Below are 16,788 nucleotides of genomic sequence, written 5' to 3'. Positions count from 1 at the left end.
CGGATAGGGGGTCGTCAACAATCCAGCCCGTCCGGCGTTTGAGGACGAGCCCGGCGGGCGAGGGGGCGGGGTCCGGGGGAAGGCCCCGGAAGGCCGAGCCCCGTACGACGGCGCCCTTGACTCGTTACGCTCACCCGCATGTCCTGGACCCCCGAGCCGAAGGCGACCCTGCGCCGCGCCCCCGTGCAGCAGCGCAGCGCCGAACGCCTGAACCGGATACTCGACGCCTGCGCCGGGCTGCTCGACGAGGTCGGGTACGAGGCGTTGAGCACCCGTGCCGTGGCCGAGCGGGCGGACGTGCCGATCGGGTCCGTGTACCGCTTCTTCGGCAACAAGCGCGCCATGGCCGACGCCCTCGCGCAGCGCAACCTCGACCGGTACGCGGAGCGGATCACCGGGCGGCTCGCGGCCGTCGGGCACGACGACTGGCGGACGGCCGTCGACGCCGCGCTGGAGGAGTACCTCGCGATGAAGCGCACCGTCCCCGGCTTCTCGCTCGTCGACTTCGCGGGCCCCGTGCAGGCGCCGTCCGAGGCCAACCACCTGCTCGCCGACCGTCTCGCCGACCTGCTCGCCGGGCACCTGGGGCGGCCGCTCGACGCCGGGCTCCGGCGCTGTCTCCTGGTCGGCGTGGAGGCGGCCGACGCGGTGCTGCGCCTCGCGTTCCGGCTGCGGCCCGACGGGGACGCCGAACTCGTCGCCGAGACCCGGGAGTTGCTGCACGCCTACCTGGCGCGGTCCCTCGACTGAAGCCCGGGCGTACACGGGGCGAACCTCACGCCGGACCCTCGCCTCCGTGCGTACCGGTCGGTATGCTCGCAGCGGATTGTGCGCCGCCGCTGCCGCCGCCCCTGGGAGGGCCCGTGTCCCGCAACGCCCGTACTGACGACTCCCGTACCGCCCGCCGCATCTGCCCGCTCTGCGAAGCCACCTGCGGGCTCACGCTCACCATCGAGGGCACGCGCGTCACCGGAGCGCGCGGCGACCGCGACGACGTGTTCAGCCGCGGCTTCATCTGCCCCAAGGGCGCCGCCTTCGGCGAGCTCGACAGCGACCCCGACCGGCTCACCCGGCCCCTCGTCCGCCGCGACGGACGCCTGGAGGAGGCGAGTTGGGACGAGGCCTTCGACGCGATCGCCGCCGCACTGCGGCCCCTGACCGAGGAGCACGGGCCGAACGCCGTCGGCGTCGTCCTCGGCAACCCGAACGTGCACACCGTGGCCGGCGCCCTCTACCCGCCGGTCCTCCTCAGCACCCTCGGCACCCGCAACCTCTTCACCGCCAGCACCCTCGACCAGATGCCCAAGCACGTCTCCTCCGGACTGCTCTACGGCGACCCGCTCGCGATCCCCGTGCCCGACCTGGACCGCACCGACCACCTGCTGATCCTCGGCGCCAACCCGCTGGAGTCCAACGGCAGCCTGTGCACCGCGCCCGACTTCCCCGGCCGCCTCAAGGCCCTGCGCGCACGCGGCGGCACCCTCACCGTCGTCGACCCGCGCACCACCCGCACCGCCGAGCTCGCCGACCGGCACCTCGCGATCCGCCCCGGCGCCGACGCCCTCCTCCTCGCCGCCCTCGTCCACGTGCTCTTCGAGGAGGACCTGACGGCGCTGGGCCGCCTTGAGTCGTACGTGGAAGGGGTGGACCGAGTCCGGGACGCCGTACGGGAGTTCAGCCCCGAGGCGGTCGCCCCCACCTGCGACGTGCCGGCCGGGGAGATCCGGGAGCTGGCCAGGGAGCTCGCCGCCGCGCCGACCGCCGCCGTATACGGCCGCATCGGCACCTGCACCGTCGAGTTCGGCACCCTCGCGAGCTGGCTCGTCGACGTCCTCAACGTCCTGACCGGCAACCTCGACCGGCCCGGCGGCGTCCTCTTCCCGCTCTCCGCCACCGACCGCGCGCCCCGCCCCGCCGCCCCCGGCAAGGGCTTCCGGCTCGGGCGCTGGACCAGCCGGGTCGGCGGGCACCCGGAGGTCAAGAGCGAGCTGCCCGCCGCCGCGCTCGCCGAGGAGATCGACACCCCCGGCGACGGCCGCGTACGCGCCCTGCTCGTCCTCGCCGCCAACCCGGTGCTCTCCGCGCCCGACGGAGACCGCCTCGACCGCGCCCTCGCCGGGCTCGACTTCATGGTGAGCGTCGACCCGTACCTCAACGAGACCTCCCGGCACGCGCACGTGGTGCTGCCCCCGCCGCCGCCCGCGCAGAGCGCCCACTACGACTTCGCGTTCAACGCCCTCGCCGTCCGCAACCAGGCCCGCTACACGCGCGCCGCCCTACCGCTCCAGGACGGCGCGATGGACGAGTGCGAGATCCACGCCCGGCTGATCCTCGCCGCCTCCGGGATGCACGGCACCCCGCCGGACGCCGTCGACGCCATGGTCGTGGACCGAGCCCTCGGCAAGGCCGTCGCCGACCCGCACGCGCGCGTGCACGGCCGCGACCCGAAGGAACTCGCCGCCCTGCTCACCGGCGACAGCGGCGCCGAACGCCGACTCGACCTGATGCTGCGCCTCGGCCCGTACGGCGACGGATTCGGCGCCGACCCGGAAGGGCTCAGCCTGGACCGGCTGCTCGCCCACCCGCACGGCATCGACCTCGGGCCGCTCAGGTCCCGCCTCCCCGAAGTGCTCCGCACCCGCAGCGGGCGCGTCGAGCTCCTTCCCGAGCGCGTCGCCGCCGACCTGCCCCGCCTCCGTGCCGCCCTGGACCGCGAACCCGCCGGGCTGGTCCTCGTCGGCCGCCGCCACCTGCGGTCCAACAACAGCTGGCTGCACAACGTCCCCGCCCTCAACCGCGGCTCCAACCGCTGCACCCTGCAGATCCACCCCGAGGACGCCGCCCGCCACGGGATCGCCGACGGCGCCCTCGTCCGCGTCAAGGGCGCCGGGGGAGAGGTGGAGGCGCCCGCCGAGGTCACCGCGGCCGTACGCGAGGGCGTCGTGAGCCTGCCGCACGGCTGGGGGCACGACCGGCCCGGCACCCGTACCGCCGTCGCCTCGGCCGCGCCCGGGGTGAACAGCAACCAGCTGCTCGACGGGACGCTCCTCGACCCGCTGTCCGGCACCGCGGTGCTCAACGGAGTGCCGGTTCTGCTCACGCCCGTCGACACGAACGCGCAGGCAAGGCTGTGACCAGGAGTTTTGCTCGTATTGCTCGCGTGTCAACATCTTGTTAACGCCGAATAGCGGGTCTTAACGTCGTGCGAACCGCCGGCCCCTGGTGGAGTTCAAGGGCGAACGTTAGGTATCCACATGCTGACCATCCTCGGCTTCGCCATGATCGCGACCTTCCTGGTCCTGATCATGATGAAGAAGATGTCGCCGATTGCGGCACTGGTGCTCATCCCCGCACTCTTCTGCGTCTTCGTCGGACAGGGCGCGAAGCTCGGGGACTACGTCCTCGAAGGCGTCACCGACCTCGCGCCCACCGCGGCGATGCTGATGTTCGCGATCGTCTACTTCGGCGTGATGATCGACGTCGGCCTCTTCGACCCGGTCGTGCGCGGCATCCTCCGGTTCTGCAAGGCCGACCCGATGCGCATCGTCGTCGGCACGGCCGTGCTCGCCGCGATCGTCTCGCTCGACGGCGACGGCTCCACCACCTTCATGATCACCGTCTCGGCGATGTATCCGCTCTACAAGCGGCTGAAGATGAGCCTCGTCGTGCTGACCGGTGTCGCCGCCACCGCCAACGGCGTGATGAACACGCTCCCTTGGGGCGGCCCCACCGCCCGCGCCGCGACCGCGCTCAAGCTGGACGCCAGCGACATCTTCGTCCCGATGATCCCGGCGCTCGCCGTCGGCCTGCTCGCCGTCTTCGCCCTCTCGTACGTCCTCGGCCTCCGGGAGCGCAAGCGCGTCGGCTACCTCTCCCTCGACGCGGTCACCGAGACCGAGACCGTCGACGAGAAGGTCCTCGTCGGCGCGGGCGCCGGTTCCGGTTCCGGTTCCGGCAAGGCCTCCGGCAAGGCGAGCGGCAACGGCACCGGCGGCGGCGACCACAGCGCCCCCTCGTACCGGAACGAGGACGGCGAGACCTTCGCCGGGCTCGACCCGAACCGCGCCACCCTGCGCCCCAAGCTGTACTGGTTCAACGCGCTCCTGACGGCCGCCCTCATGGCCGCGATGATCATGGAGCTGCTGCCCATCCCGGTGCTGTTCCTGCTCGGCGCCGCGCTCGCCCTCACGGTCAACTTCCCCAACATGGCCGACCAGAAGGCCCGCATCGGCGCCCACGCCGAGAACGTCCTCAACGTCTCCGGCATGGTCTTCGCCGCCGCCGTCTTCACCGGCGTCCTGCAGGGCACCGGCATGGTCGAGTCGATGGCCAAGTGGATGGTCAGCTCCATCCCCGACGCCATGGGCTCGCAGATGGGCCTGGTCACCGGCCTCCTGTCGCTCCCGCTGACGTACTTCATGTCGAACGACGGCTTCTACTTCGGCGTCCTCCCCGTCCTCGCCGAGGCCGGCGCCGCCCACGGCATCGCGCCCGTCGAGATCGCCCGCGCCTCCATCGCCGGCCAGCCCCTGCACATGTCGAGCCCGCTGGTGCCCGCCGTGTTCGTGCTCGTCGGCATGGCCAAGGTCGAGTTCGGCGACCACACCCGGTTCACCGTCAAATGGGCCGCCCTCACCTCGCTCGTGGTGCTCGCCTCCGCCATCCTCTTCGGGATCGTCTGAGCATGACGGACGGCGGTCCAGGGCCCGGAAGGACGTGGCTGCTGCGCCTCGTCATCGCCTTCAGCTTCGCGCAGGGGGCGGTGTCGATGGCGCGGCCCGCCGTGTCCTACCGGGCCCTCTCGCTCGGCGCCGACGAACGCGCCGTCGGCGTCATCGCGGGCGTGTACGCGCTGCTCCCGCTGTTCGCCGCCGTCCCCCTCGGCCGACGCACCGACCACGGCCGGTGCGCGCCGCTGCTGCCGATCGGCGTCGTCCTGATCGCCGGGGGCTGCGCCCTGAGCGGCGCCGTGAACTCCCTTGCCGCGATGGCCGCGTGGAGCGGCGTCATGGGACTCGGGCACCTCTGCTTCGTGATCGGCGCCCAGTCGATCGTCGCCCGGCAGTCCGCGCCCGCCGAACAGGACCGTAATTTCGGCCATTTCACGATCGGCGCCTCACTCGGCCAGCTCGTCGGCCCGATCGCCGCCGGACTCCTCATCTCCGAGCAGGACGGGGCGATGGCGCGCACCAGCGCACTCGCCCTGATCGTCTCCGCGGCCGTCGCGGCCGTCGCCCTCGGCTCGCTCTGGCGGATCGAGCACCGTGCGCCCGTACGCGCCCGCGCGGAACAGGACGCCAAGGTGCCCGTCCACCGCATCCTGCGCACCCGCGGCGTCCCCGCCGGCATCTTCATCAGCCTCGCCGTGCTGTCCGCCACCGACATCCTCACCGCCTACCTGCCGGTCGTCGGCGAGCACCGCGGCATCGCGCCCGCCACCGTCGGCCTGCTGCTCAGCCTGCGCGCCGCCGCCACCATCGCCTGCCGACTCGTCATGACGCCGATGATCCGGCTGATCGGCCGCACCGCCCTGCTCGTCACGACCTGCCTCGTCGGCGGCCTCCTCTGCGCCGGCATCGCCCTGCCCGTACCGGTGTGGGCGCTCGCCCTGATGCTCGCCGTGCTCGGCTTCTGCCTCGGCGTGGGCCAGCCGCTGTCCATGACGACCGTCGTCCAGGCCGCCCCCGACGGCGCCCGCTCCACCGCCCTCGCGCTGCGCCTCACCGGCAACCGGCTCGGCCAGGTCGCCGCCCCCGCCTCCGCCGGACTCGTCGCCGGAGTCGCGGGCGCGGCCGCGCCGTTCCTGATGCTCGGCGTGCTCCTCGTCGCCGCGGCCGGACTCGGCCTGCGCGGAGGTCTGCGGACGCAAAGCACGACCGGCGCACGGGGCGCGAAACCGGCCCGGACGGACCACGCGAAGCGCTGAGCGGCGTGAAACCAGCCACATCGCCCCGCTCACGACCCCCGAGTTAACCAGCCATTCACATGCCAACGGGCACACTGGGAACGGCACTTGGGCACAATGGTGATCACGTACGGCGACACCCGCGGCGTCCGAGGCGCCGACGGCGTTTGCCGTTCCGGAAGTGAACCGACCAGAGGGGCGAGGGGGTTGAGATGCGTCGCTGCCGCGCCCTGCTCGGCCTGCTGACCGCCGCCCTCTGCGCCCTCCTCGCCCTGGCCGTCGCCACGGACTCCGCCGTGGCGGGCCCGGCCGACCAGAACCCCGCGGCCACCGACCCGTACGCCGCGGTCGCCGCGCCGCCCGCCCCCGCCGGCCTCGCCGCCGGCCCGGGACGCGGCGCGGCCAACGCCGAACAGGACCGCCACCCGGGCCCGTTCGACGACTGCCGGCACCGGCGCGCGATCCGCGCCGCGGTCGCCGCGCCCGTGCCGCTGCCCGACCCGGGCACGGCCGCAGCGGCCCCCGCGCCCGCCGCACACCCGGCGCGCGCCCCGAGATCCGTCACCGGGCACGCCGCCGTCGCCGCGGCCCCCGACCCCGGCGAACGGCCCGCCCTGCTGCAGGTGTTCCGCTGCTGAACCCCGGCCCGCCCCGGGCCGCGCCCCCGCAGGTCACCCGCCCCGCGGCAGCCCTCCCGTAGGCCCGCGCGGCCCCGGCACCCGAGGCGCCCCCGCGTCCCGTACGCACATCAGCACGCCCCCGACCGACCACGTTTCCCGACGGCGGCACAACCGGCGCACACCGACCGAGGCACCCACGACGTGCCCCGGCGCCAAGCCCTGCCTACCCGCGCGCCCGCACCCCTGCCTGCCCGCGCACCCGCACGTCTGCGTGCCCGCGCGCCCGCAGGTCTGCGTGCCCGCCCCCGCCCGCCGGCGTGGAACGCCAGGAGGAACCCATGCACGCGTTCATCGACCATGCCCGCGACTTCCCCGGCCGCATCGCCGCGGCGGGGGAGGAGCGCGAGGCCTTCGGCCGGCTCGCCGAAGGACAGTCCCCCGAAGCCCTGTTCATCACCTGCTCCGACTCCCGCGTCATCCCGTCCCTGTTCACCGGCGCCCGCCCCGGCCGGCTCTTCGAGCTGCGCACCGCGGGCAACGCCGTCCCCGAGTACGCCGAGGGCGCCAGCGGCGAGGTGGCCACCATCGAGTACGCCGTGAGCGTGCTGCGGGTGCCCGACATCGTCGTGTGCGGCCACTCCCACTGCGGCGCCGTCCGCGCCCGCGTCCACGGCGAAGACCGAGGGGATGTCTCCCCGGTCCTTGCGGGCCCGCGACGCCCCCTCGCGTCCGTCCCCGCTGTCGCCGGCCGGCTGGAGCGCCAACTCCCGCACCTGCCCGTCCGCGACCCCGAGTCCGGCATCGACGACGACGCCCAGGTGGCCGGGCACGTCCAGCGCCACGTCAAGGCCCAGCTCGACCGGCTCCGCCAATACCCCTGCGTACGCGAGGGGTCGGCGGCCGGACGGCTGCGGCTGCACGGCTGGTACTACGCCGTGGACACCGGCCTGGTCATGGAGCACGACCCGGCGGCCGACGCCTTCCTGCCGCTGTGAAGGGAACGACCATGCCTGCCCCCGCACCGGGAACCGAACCGATGCCCAGCCCCCCGCCCGCACCCCGCTCCCGCGGCACCCTCCGCTACGACCTGACCGCCTCCGTCGTCGTCTTCCTCGTCGCCCTGCCGCTGTGCGTCGGCGTCGCCGTCGCCTCCGGCGTGCCCGCCGAGCTCGGCATCGTCACCGGCATCGTCGGCGGCCTCCTCACCGGCCTCCTGCCCGGCAGCTCCCTCCAGGTCTCCGGCCCCGCCGCCGGCCTCACCGTCCTCGTGTACGAGGCCGTGCAGACGTACGGCCTCGCCGCGCTCGGCGTGCTCGTGCTCGCCGCCGGACTGCTCCAACTCGCCATGGGCGCCCTGAAGTTGGGCCGCTGGTTCCGGGCCATCTCGGTCGCCGTCGTGCAGGGCATGCTCGCCGGCATCGGGCTCGTCCTGATCGCCGGACAGGTGTACGCCCTCGCCGACCTGGAGGCGCCCGGCAGCGGGCTCGCCAAGCTCGCGGGACTGCCCGGGCTCGTCCTCGACGTGGCCGCCTCGCCGGAGGCGCTCGCCGCCCTCGCCGTCGGCACCGGGACCATCGCGCTGCTCGTGCTGTGGCCGCGCTGGAAGGCCGCCGCCCGCGTCCTTCCCGCCCCGCTGGTCGCGGTCGCGGCGGCCACGCTCGCCGTCGCGGTGCTCGGCCTGCCCGTCGCCCGCGTCGAGGTCAAGGGCCTGCTCGACGCCGTACAGCCGCCCGGCGGCGCCGAGTTCGCGGCGCTCGCCGACCTCGCGATGCTCGGCACGGTCCTCGCGTTCGCGCTCATCGCCTCCGCCGAGTCGCTGTTCAGCGCCGCCGCCGTGGACCGCCTGCACAAGGGCCCCCGCACCGACTACGACAAGGAGCTGATGGCCCAGGGCGCGGGCAACGCGGTCTGCGGCGCCCTCGGCGCGCTGCCCATGACCGCGGTGATCGTGCGCAGCGCCGCCAACGTGCAGGCGGGCGCCCGTACGAAGGCCTCGCGGGTGCTGCACGGCGTCTGGCTGCTGGTCTTCGCGGCGGCGTTCCCGGCGGCGCTCGGCGTCATCCCGGTCGCCGCGCTCGCCGGTGTCCTGGTGCACGCCGGGTTCAAGCTCGTGCCGTGGAAGGACCTCGGGCCGCTGTGGCGCGAGCACCGGGGCGAGCTGGTGATCCTGGCCGTCACCGCCGTGGCGATCGTCGTCGGCAACCTCTTCGAGGGTGTGCTCATCGGCCTGCTGCTCGCCGTGGCCAAGACGGCGTGGGAGGTCAGCCACGTCCACATCGAGACGACCGAGGAGCCCGTGGCCGAGAAGGGCGCCCGACCCGCCCTGAGGGTACGGGTGTTGGGCAACGCCACCTTCCTGCGGCTGCCCAAGCTGCTCGACTCCCTGGAGGCGCTGCCCGCCGACCGCGAGCTGCACCTCGACCTCGGCGGACTCCGGCACGTCGACCACGCCTGCGCGATGGCCCTAGCCACCTGGGAGGAGCGCCACAACGCCCTCGCGGCGGGCGCCGGGACCCGCGTGCAGGTCACGACGGCCCGAGCGACGCCTCGTACGACGGCCTGAGCGGTCACGCACGTACGACGGCCTGAGCGGAGGCTGCGTGCGACGGCCCGGCGGTGCACCCCACCGCCGGGCCGTTCCGTGCGCCCGTACGCTGCCCCTGGGTTCGCAGGTGACCCTGGCGCCAGAAAACTATCACCGCTAGTTTGGGTGCCGGACGACGGAAGACAGGCTCGGAAGGAGTGCCATGAAGGCGCACGACGGCATGTACATCGGCGGCGAGTGGCGGCCCGCCGCCGGCCCGGACACCATCGCGGTGGTCAACCCGGTCGACGAGCAGGTGATCGCGCACGTCCCGGCCGGCACCGCCGAGGACGTCGACGCCGCGGTGCGCGCCGCCCGCGCCGCCCTGCCCGGCTGGGCCGCGACCCCGCCCGCCGAGCGCGCGGCCCTCATCGGCGCCCTGCGGGACGTGCTGGTCGCCCGCAAGGACGAGATCGCCGAGACCGTCACCGCCGAACTGGGCTCGCCGCTGCCGTTCTCGCAGGCCGTGCACGCGGGCGTGCCGATCGCCGTGGCCGGTTCGTACGCCGAACTCGCCGCCTCGTACGCCTTCGAGGAGAAGATCGGCAACTCGACCGTGCTGCTCGAACCGGTGGGCGTCGTCGGCGCCATCACGCCCTGGAACTACCCGCTGCACCAGATCGTCGCCAAGGCCGCGCCCGCGCTCGCCGCCGGGTGCACCGTCGTCCTCAAGCCCGCCGAGGACACCCCGCTGGTCGCGCAGCTCTTCGCGGAGGCCGTGCAGGAGGCGGGCCTGCCTGCGGGCGTGTTCAACCTGGTCACCGGTCTCGGCCCGGTCGCCGGGCAGGCGCTCGCCGAGCACGAGGGCGTGGACCTCGTCTCGTTCACCGGTTCCACCGCCGTCGGCAAGCAGATCGGCGCCACCGCGGGCGCGGCGATCAAGCCGGTCGCCCTGGAGCTGGGCGGCAAGTCCGCCAACGTGATCCTGCCGAGCGCCGACCTCGCCAAGGCCGTGAACGTCGGCGTCGCCAACGTGATGTCCAACTCCGGCCAGACCTGCAGCGCCTGGACCCGCATGCTGGTCCACGCCGACCGGTACGACGAGGCGGTCGAGCTGGCCGCCGCGGCCGCCGCCAAGTACGCCGACCGGATCGGCCCGGTCGTCAACGCCAAGCAGCGGGACCGGGTGCGCGGCTACATCGAGAAGGGCGTCGCCGAGGGCGCCCGCCTGGTCGCGGGCGGCACCGAAACCCCGTACGAGCAGGGCTACTTCGTCAGCCCGACCGTCTTCGCGGACGTGACGCCGGAGATGACGATCGCCCAGGAGGAGATCTTCGGCCCGGTCCTGTCGATCCTGAAGTACGCCGACGAGGACGAGGCACTCGCCGTCGCCAACGGCACCGTCTACGGCCTGGCCGGCGCCGTCTGGGCCGGTGACGAGGCGGAGGCCGTCGCGTTCGCCCGCCGCATGGACACCGGCCAGGTCGACATCAACGGCGGCCGCTTCAACCCGCAGGCCCCGTTCGGCGGTTACAAGCAGTCCGGCGTCGGCCGCGAGCTGGGCCCGCACGGCCTGGGCGAGTACCTCCAGACCAAGTCCCTGCAGTTCTGAGCCGTCTCGCCTTCCGAAAGAGCCGAAAGAGGAGTACGTACGTGGTCCGCGCCGCCGTTCTGCCCGCCGTCGACGCTCCGCTGAAGCTGGTGGAGATCGACCTGCCCGAGCCCGGCCCCGGCCAGGTCCGGGTCCGCCTCGCCGCCGCCGGGGTCTGCCACTCCGACCTGTCCCTGTCCAACGGCACCATGCGGGTGCCCACGCCCTGCGTGCTCGGCCACGAGGGCGCGGGCACCGTCGTCTCCGTCGGCGCGGGCGTGACCCACGTGGCCCCCGGCGACGGCGTCGTCCTCAACTGGGCGCCGTCCTGCGGAAGTTGCCACGCCTGCTCGATCGGCGAGGTCTGGCTCTGCTCCCACGCGCTCGCCGGCGCCGCGGACGTCTACGCCAAGCTGCCCGACGGCACCGAGCTGCACCCCGGCCTGAACGTCGCCGCGTTCGCCGAGGAGACCGTCGTCGCCGCCAACTGCGTGCTGCCGGTGCCGGACGGGGTGCCGCTCACCGACGCCGCCCTCCTCGGCTGCGCCGTCCTCACCGGGTACGGGGCGGTCCACCACTCCGCGCGCGTACGCGAGGGCGAGTCGGTGGCCGTCTTCGGCGTCGGCGGCGTCGGCCTCGCCACACTGCAGGCGGCCCGGATCGCGGGCGCGGGCCTGATCGTCGCCGTCGACGTCTCCCCGGAGAAGGAGGAGCTGGCCCGCGCGGCCGGCGCCACCGAGTACGTCGTCGCCTCCGACACCACCGCCCGCGAGATCCGCAAGCTGACCGGCGGCCAGGGCGCGGACGTGGCCGTGGAGTGCGTGGGCCGGGCGGTGACGATCCGTACGGCCTGGGAGTCCACGCGGCGCGGCGGGCGTACGACGGTCGTCGGCATCGGCGGCAAGGACCAGCAGGTCAGCTTCAACGCCCTGGAGATCTTCCACTGGGGCCGCACCCTGTCCGGCTGCGTGTACGGGAACTCCGACCCGGAACGCGACCTGCCGGTCCTCGCGGAACACGTCCGCGCGGGCCGCCTCGACCTCGCCTCCCTGGTCACGGAACGCATCGGCCTGGACGGCATCCCGACGGCCTTCGAGAACATGCTGGCGGGCAGGGGCGGGCGGGCACTGGTGGTCTTCGACTAGGAGGGGCCCGCCCCTCAGGGGCGCGGGGAACTGCGCGACCAGCCACGACGGCGCCGCAGCCGAACGAACACCGCCGGAGGCTTTCGGGAAGGGGCGGGTAGGGGAAGATCCCGCCCGCACCACGACGCACCCGCACCCACACCCACACCCGCGCCAACACCCGCACCCGCGCCCGCACCCACCCACGACCCCGACCGCACACCCCCCCGCGGCCGGGGCCGTCGTGCTGCTCAAGCGCAGGTGGGCCCCGGGCAAACGCCCGGCAAAAACTGTGACCGCACGACCCGTTGACCGCGCACCGACTGGTCGGTACGTTCCCCGCACATCACCGGCGCCGCCCCCCGATTCCACCGTCCCCGCACCCACCGGAGTGTGCATCCGCATGGACTCGGCACCTTCCGCAGTCACGCCCGCATCCGCCCAAGGACCGACGGACAAGCACCGCCGCAGGGTGGCCACCGCGGCCGCGCTCGCCTCCGCCGTCGAGTGGTACGACTACTTCGTCTTCGGCATCGCCGCCGCCCTCGTCCTCGGCGAGCTCTACTTCCCCGCGGGCAGCCCGTCCGCCGGCGTCCTCGCCTCCTTCGCGACGTTCGCCGTCGGCTTCCTGGCCCGCCCGATCGGCGGCATCATCGCCGGTCAGCTCGGCGACAAGCGCGGCCGCAAGCCCATGCTGGTCATGGCCCTGACCCTGATGGGCCTCGCCACCACCGGCATCGGCCTGCTCCCCACGTACGAGACGATCGGCATCGCCGCCCCGCTGCTCCTGGTCGTCCTGCGCATCATGCAGGGCGTCGCCGTCGGCGCCCAGTGGGGCGGGGCGATGCTCATGGCCACCGAGTACGCCCCGGAGGGCAAGCGCGGCCTCTACGGCAGCCTCGTCCAGCTCGGCGTGCCCATCGGCGTCGTGACCGCCAACTCCGTCTTCCTCGTCGCCGGCGCCTTCGTCAGCGACGCGGACTTCGCCGCCTGGGGGTGGCGACTGCCGTTCCTGGTCGGCCTGTTGGTGCTCGGCCTCGCCTGGTACATCCACGCCCGGGTCGAGGAGACCCCCGCGTTCAAGGAGGCCGAGCGGGCGCTCGCCGAGAAGGAGAAGGGCGAGGGCGCCAAGCGTTCCCCGCTGCGCACGATCCTGCGCGGCCACCTCGGCACGGTGCTCCTCGCCGGCGGCTCCTTCGCCGTGAACACCGCGACGTTCTACATCATCATCACCGGCGTGCTCGACTACACGACCCGCGAACTCCACATGGAACGCGAGTCCGTGCTGATGGTCTCGCTCTGCATCAGCCTCACCCAGCTCGCCCTGATCCCGCTCTCCGCGGCCCTCTCGGACAAGATCGGCCGCATCCGCATCTACGGCCTCGGCGCGGCCGGGCTCGCCGTGTGGGCGGTGCCGATGTTCCTGCTCATCGACACCGGCTCCCTGCTCTGGCTGGCCGTCGGCACGTTCATCTGCAGCTGCTTCCTGAGCATCATGTACGGGCCGCAAGCCGCCCTGTTCGCCGAGCTGTTCACCGCTGAGATGCGGTACACGGGCGCCTCGCTCGGCTACCAGATCGCGGCGGTCGCGGGCGGCGGGCTCGCGCCGTTCGTGATGGTGCTGCTCCTGGAGGCGACGGGCACGTCGATGTCGGTGTCGGCGTACATCATCCTGCTCGCGGTCGTCGCGCTGTTCAGCATCAAGGTTCTCGCCGGACGGGCTGCTGCCCGCTGACCTCCGCGTCGCCCGCGGGTGCGGGCAGTGGGGCGGTGTCGCGGGCCCGGCGCGGCCGGGAGCGCGACACCGCCACACCCGCGAGGCAGCACACCCCGCCGAGCAGCGTCAGCCACCCCGGCACCTCGTCGAGCAGCAGCCAGGACATCAGCACGACGATCGCCGGCACCGCGTACGTGGTGGCGCCCATCTTCCCCGCCGTCGTACGGGCCAGGGCGTACGCCCACGTCGTGAACGCCAGGGCCGTCGGGAAGACCCCCAGGTAGACCATGTTGAGGGTGGCCGACAGCGGGGCCCGGGCCGCCTCGTCGACGAGTTGCCCGGCGAACGGCAGGCAGGCCGCGGCGCCGATCGCGCACCCGAACGTCGTGACCTGCAGCGGGCTCGCGTGCCGCAGCGCGGGCTTCTGCACCACGACACCGGTCGCGTACGTCAGCGCCGCGACCAGGCAGAGCGCGACCCCGAGCAGCGAGGCGTCCCCGCCGCCCGACATGGACAGGCCCACGATCGCCGCGCCCGCGAACGACACCGCCATCCCGGCGAGCAGCCGCGGCGGCAGCCCCTCCTTGAGCAGCCAGCCGCCGAGCAGCGCCATGAGCAGCGGGCCCACGTTCACGACCAGCGCGGCCGTGCCCGCGTCGACCAGCTGCTCGCCCCAGTTCAGCGCGACCATGTAGAGCCCGAACCAGAGCACGCCGGACACGGCGATGCCCGGCCAGGCGGCCCGCGGCGGTATCCCGCCCCGGCGCACGGCCCAGATGACGCCGAGGACGAGCGTGCCGGAGAGCAGCCGCCCGAGGGCGAGCGCGCCCGGCGAGTACGCCTCGCCGGCGCTGCGGATGGAGACGAACGCGGAGGCCCACAGCACGACGGTGACGGTGGCGGCCGCGATCGCGAGGACCTCGGGGCGGCGGCCGGTGCGGTTGGAAGAGCTCATGGGAACGAAACTAAGGCCGGAAAGGTTCGCCGCCGAACGAATTGACGAGAGCCGTCAATCGTCGCGCGGGGCAACCGTCACTCCTCGTGCGGGAGTCGGCCGTCGGGGCCCGCCGCGACCAGCGTCTCGTACTGCACCGCGAGCCCGTCGAGGAGCGCCTGCAGGCCCGTCTCGAAGGCGCGCTCGTCGACCTTCTCCTGCCGGTCGGCGAGCAGGTGGGCCTGGCCGAGGTGCGGGTAGTCGGCCGGGTCGTACGCCGTCTCGTCGTCGACGAAGCCGCCCGCGAACGAGCCGAGGGCCGAGCCCATCACGAAGTACCGCATCAGGGCGCCGATCGACGTGGCCTGCGCGGCCGGCCAGCCCGCCGCGGTCATCGCGCCGAACACCGCGTCCGCGAGCCGCAGTCCGGCCGGGCGGCGGCCGGGCCCGCGGGCGAGCACCGGGACGATGTTCGGGTGCTCGGTGAGCGCCGCCCGGTAGGAGACCGCCCAGTCGTGCAGCGCGGTCCGCCAGGGCCGGCCGTCCTCGAACATCGACAGGTCGACCCGCGCGCTCACCGAGTCCGCGACCGCCTCCAGGATCTGGTCCTTCGTACGGAAGTGGTTGTACAGCGAGGGTCCGCTGACGCCCAGTTCGGCGGCGAGGCGGCGGGTGGAGAGCGCGGCGAGGCCCTCCGCGTCCACGAGCGCGCGGGCGGTGTCGACGATCAGTTCGCGGCTGAGCAGGGGCTTGCGCGGTCGGGCCATGCGGCTCATAGTAGGGCCTGCCGACAAAAAACTAGCAGTGGTAATTAAAGTGGCGGTCAGGGGTCGTCGAGAAGTGGGGAGCAGCCGGTGAACCTGGAGTTGAGCGAGGAACAGAACGCCGTCCGGCAGCTCGCACGGGACTTCGTCGAGCGGGAGATCACGCCCCATGTCGTCGAGTGGGACCGGGCGGAGAGCGTCGACCGCGGCATCGTGAAGAAGCTCGGCGAGGTCGGCTTCCTCGGCCTCACGATCGACGAGCGGTACGGCGGCTCCGGCGGCGACCACCTCGCGTACTGCCTGGTCACCGAGGAGCTGGGCCGGGGCGACTCGTCGGTGCGCGGCATCGTCTCCGTCTCCCTCGGCCTGGTCGCCAAGACGATCGCCTCGTGGGGCGACGAGGAGCAGAAGCAGCGGTGGCTCCCCGGCCTCACCTCCGGGGCGTACGTCGGCTGCTTCGGCCTCACCGAGCCCGGCACCGGCTCCGACGCGGGCAACCTCACGACGCGGGCGGTACGGGACGGCGACTCGTACGTCATCGACGGCGCCAAGATGTTCATCACGAACGGGACTTGGGCCGACGTCGTCCTGCTCTTCGCCCGCACCGGCACCGAGCCGGGCCACCGCGGCGTCTCCGCGTTCCTGGTCCCCACGAGCACCCCCGGCCTCACCCGCCGCACCGTCCACGGCAAGCTCGGCCTGCGCGGCCAGGCCACGGCCGAACTGGTCCTGGAGGGCGTGCGGGTGCCGGCGAGCGCGATGCTCGGGCCCGCGGGGAAGGGCTTCTCGGTCGCCATGTCCGCGCTGGCCAAGGGCCGGATGTCGGTCGCGGCGGGCTGCGTCGGCATCGCGCAGGCGGCGCTCGACGCGGCGGTCACGTACGCGGGTCAGCGCGAGCAGTTCGGCAAGCCGATCGCGCAGCACCAGCTCGTCCAGGAGCTGATCAGCGACATCGCGGTCGACGTGGACGCGGCCCGGCTGCTGACCTGGCGGGTCGCGGACCTGATCGACCGCGGGCAGCCGTTCACGACCGAGTCGTCCAAGGCCAAGCTGTTCGCCTCGGAGGCGGCGGTGCGCGCGGCCAACAACGCCCTGCAGGTCTTCGGCGGGTACGGCTACATCGACGAGTACCCGGTCGGCAAACTCCTGCGCGACGCCCGCGTGATGACGCTGTACGAGGGCACGAGCCAGATCCAGAAACTGGTCATCGGCCGTGCGCTGACGGGCATTTCGGCGTTCTGAGTACGCGTGTGCGGGATTGAGTACCCGTACGGATGGAGGGCGGGGGCGCGCTGGACGATCCTCCCGTCATGACATCCGAAGCGCCGATCAAGCAGCAGAGCACCACCGCGTACTACGGCATGGCGGTGGCGTCGTTCGCGGTCGCCCTCGCGGCCGTCGTGATCGCCGTCCTCTACATGGACGTCGACGTCTGGATCCGGGCCTTCCTCGCCGTCGCGATGCTCTACCTCGTGACGTCGTCCTTCACCCTCGCCAAGGTCGTACGGGACCGGCAGGAGGCGGGGGCGCTGGTGAGCCGGGTGGACCAGGCGAGGCTGGAGAAGATCCTCGCGGACCACGACCCGTTCAAGACGCCGTAAGCCCGCGC

The 16,788-nt window shown here is 73.4% G+C and carries 14 protein-coding genes; 12 read left to right on the top strand and 2 right to left on the bottom strand.

Annotation, left to right across the window (positions count from 1 at the left end; genetic code table 11):
- Positions 1 to 138: 138 nt before the first annotated feature.
- The 10 genes from ACIDOF_RS07200 (at position 139) to ACIDOF_RS07155 (ending at position 13,499) form a co-directional block, all read left to right on the top strand.
- Complete coding sequence (locus ACIDOF_RS07200) at positions 139 to 750, top strand: TetR family transcriptional regulator (protein WP_409004854.1); 612 nt, start codon at positions 139 to 141, stop codon at positions 748 to 750.
- A 113-nt stretch (positions 751 to 863) separates the two neighbouring features.
- Positions 864 to 3,134, top strand: a complete 2,271-nt coding sequence (locus ACIDOF_RS07195) for a molybdopterin-dependent oxidoreductase (RefSeq protein ID WP_409004853.1) — start codon at positions 864 to 866, stop codon at positions 3,132 to 3,134.
- A gap of 120 nt (positions 3,135 to 3,254) precedes the next feature.
- On the top strand, positions 3,255 to 4,682 hold the full coding sequence (locus ACIDOF_RS07190; protein WP_409004852.1) for a CitMHS family transporter: 1,428 nt from the start codon (positions 3,255 to 3,257) through the stop codon (positions 4,680 to 4,682).
- A gap of 2 nt (positions 4,683 to 4,684) precedes the next feature.
- Positions 4,685 to 5,926 carry an MFS transporter gene (locus ACIDOF_RS07185; protein WP_409004851.1) on the top strand — a complete coding sequence of 414 codons (1,242 nt, stop codon included), beginning with the start codon at positions 4,685 to 4,687 and terminating at the stop codon, positions 5,924 to 5,926.
- A 191-nt stretch (positions 5,927 to 6,117) separates the two neighbouring features.
- Positions 6,118 to 6,543: a hypothetical protein gene (locus ACIDOF_RS07180; protein ID WP_409004850.1), complete on the top strand. Its 426-nt coding sequence runs from the start codon at positions 6,118 to 6,120 to the stop codon at positions 6,541 to 6,543.
- 320 nt (positions 6,544 to 6,863) lie between these two features.
- On the top strand, positions 6,864 to 7,520 hold the full coding sequence (locus ACIDOF_RS07175) for a carbonic anhydrase (protein WP_409004849.1): 657 nt from the start codon (positions 6,864 to 6,866) through the stop codon (positions 7,518 to 7,520).
- Between the two features lie 41 nt (positions 7,521 to 7,561).
- Positions 7,562 to 9,088 carry a SulP family inorganic anion transporter gene (locus tag ACIDOF_RS07170; RefSeq protein ID WP_409004848.1) on the top strand — a complete coding sequence of 509 codons (1,527 nt, stop codon included), beginning with the start codon at positions 7,562 to 7,564 and terminating at the stop codon, positions 9,086 to 9,088.
- A gap of 184 nt (positions 9,089 to 9,272) precedes the next feature.
- Positions 9,273 to 10,661 carry an aldehyde dehydrogenase family protein gene (locus ACIDOF_RS07165; RefSeq protein WP_409004847.1) on the top strand — a complete coding sequence of 463 codons (1,389 nt, stop codon included), beginning with the start codon at positions 9,273 to 9,275 and terminating at the stop codon, positions 10,659 to 10,661.
- Positions 10,662 to 10,702: 41 nt separating this feature from the next.
- Positions 10,703 to 11,785, top strand: coding sequence for a Zn-dependent alcohol dehydrogenase (locus tag ACIDOF_RS07160; protein WP_409004846.1), 1,083 nt, complete (start codon positions 10,703 to 10,705; stop codon positions 11,783 to 11,785).
- Between the two features lie 382 nt (positions 11,786 to 12,167).
- On the top strand, positions 12,168 to 13,499 hold the full coding sequence (locus ACIDOF_RS07155; RefSeq protein WP_409004845.1) for an MFS transporter: 1,332 nt from the start codon (positions 12,168 to 12,170) through the stop codon (positions 13,497 to 13,499).
- On the opposite strand, the gene ACIDOF_RS07150 is transcribed toward ACIDOF_RS07155, so the two are convergent.
- Together ACIDOF_RS07150 and ACIDOF_RS07145 are read right to left on the bottom strand one after the other, a co-directional pair.
- Positions 13,465 to 14,436, bottom strand: a complete 972-nt coding sequence (locus ACIDOF_RS07150; protein ID WP_409004844.1) for a DMT family transporter — start codon at positions 14,434 to 14,436, stop codon at positions 13,465 to 13,467. The two genes, ACIDOF_RS07155 and ACIDOF_RS07150, sit on opposite strands and share 35 nt — an antisense overlap.
- Before the next feature lie 77 nt (positions 14,437 to 14,513).
- Entirely contained in the window at positions 14,514 to 15,182 is a 669-nt protein-coding gene (locus ACIDOF_RS07145; protein ID WP_409004843.1) for a TetR/AcrR family transcriptional regulator, read from the bottom strand.
- Between the two features lie 87 nt (positions 15,183 to 15,269).
- Between ACIDOF_RS07145 and ACIDOF_RS07140 the strand changes: the two genes are divergently transcribed.
- Positions 15,270 to 16,421 carry an acyl-CoA dehydrogenase family protein gene (locus ACIDOF_RS07140; protein WP_409004842.1) on the top strand — a complete coding sequence of 384 codons (1,152 nt, stop codon included), beginning with the start codon at positions 15,270 to 15,272 and terminating at the stop codon, positions 16,419 to 16,421.
- 68 nt (positions 16,422 to 16,489) lie between these two features.
- Positions 16,490 to 16,780: a YiaA/YiaB family inner membrane protein gene (locus tag ACIDOF_RS07135; protein ID WP_409004841.1), complete on the top strand. Its 291-nt coding sequence runs from the start codon at positions 16,490 to 16,492 to the stop codon at positions 16,778 to 16,780.
- Positions 16,781 to 16,788: the final 8 nt, after the last annotated feature.

Source organism: Streptomyces sp. Da 82-17, from assembly GCF_046098215.1.
Lineage (GTDB): Bacteria > Actinomycetota > Actinomycetes > Streptomycetales > Streptomycetaceae > Streptomyces.
This window is presented reverse-complemented; position numbering and strand designations above follow the sequence as displayed.

Bases quoted from the DNA above. Each gene is read 5' to 3' on its own strand.
- ACIDOF_RS07145 (WP_409004843.1), bottom strand. From the start codon at position 15,182: ATGGCCCGACCGCGCAAGCCCCTGCTCAGCCGCGAACTGATCGTCGAC.
- ACIDOF_RS07155 (WP_409004845.1), top strand. From the start codon at position 12,168: ATGGACTCGGCACCTTCCGCAGTCACGCCCGCATCCGCCCAAGGACCG.
- ACIDOF_RS07135 (WP_409004841.1), top strand. From the start codon at position 16,490: ATGACATCCGAAGCGCCGATCAAGCAGCAGAGCACCACCGCGTACTAC.
- ACIDOF_RS07170 (WP_409004848.1), top strand. From the start codon at position 7,562: ATGCCCAGCCCCCCGCCCGCACCCCGCTCCCGCGGCACCCTCCGCTAC.
- ACIDOF_RS07180 (WP_409004850.1), top strand. From the start codon at position 6,118: ATGCGTCGCTGCCGCGCCCTGCTCGGCCTGCTGACCGCCGCCCTCTGC.
- ACIDOF_RS07190 (WP_409004852.1), top strand. From the start codon at position 3,255: ATGCTGACCATCCTCGGCTTCGCCATGATCGCGACCTTCCTGGTCCTG.
- ACIDOF_RS07150 (WP_409004844.1), bottom strand. From the start codon at position 14,436: ATGAGCTCTTCCAACCGCACCGGCCGCCGCCCCGAGGTCCTCGCGATC.
- ACIDOF_RS07185 (WP_409004851.1), top strand. From the start codon at position 4,685: ATGACGGACGGCGGTCCAGGGCCCGGAAGGACGTGGCTGCTGCGCCTC.
- ACIDOF_RS07175 (WP_409004849.1), top strand. From the start codon at position 6,864: ATGCACGCGTTCATCGACCATGCCCGCGACTTCCCCGGCCGCATCGCC.
- ACIDOF_RS07165 (WP_409004847.1), top strand. From the start codon at position 9,273: ATGAAGGCGCACGACGGCATGTACATCGGCGGCGAGTGGCGGCCCGCC.
- ACIDOF_RS07200 (WP_409004854.1), top strand. From the start codon at position 139: ATGTCCTGGACCCCCGAGCCGAAGGCGACCCTGCGCCGCGCCCCCGTG.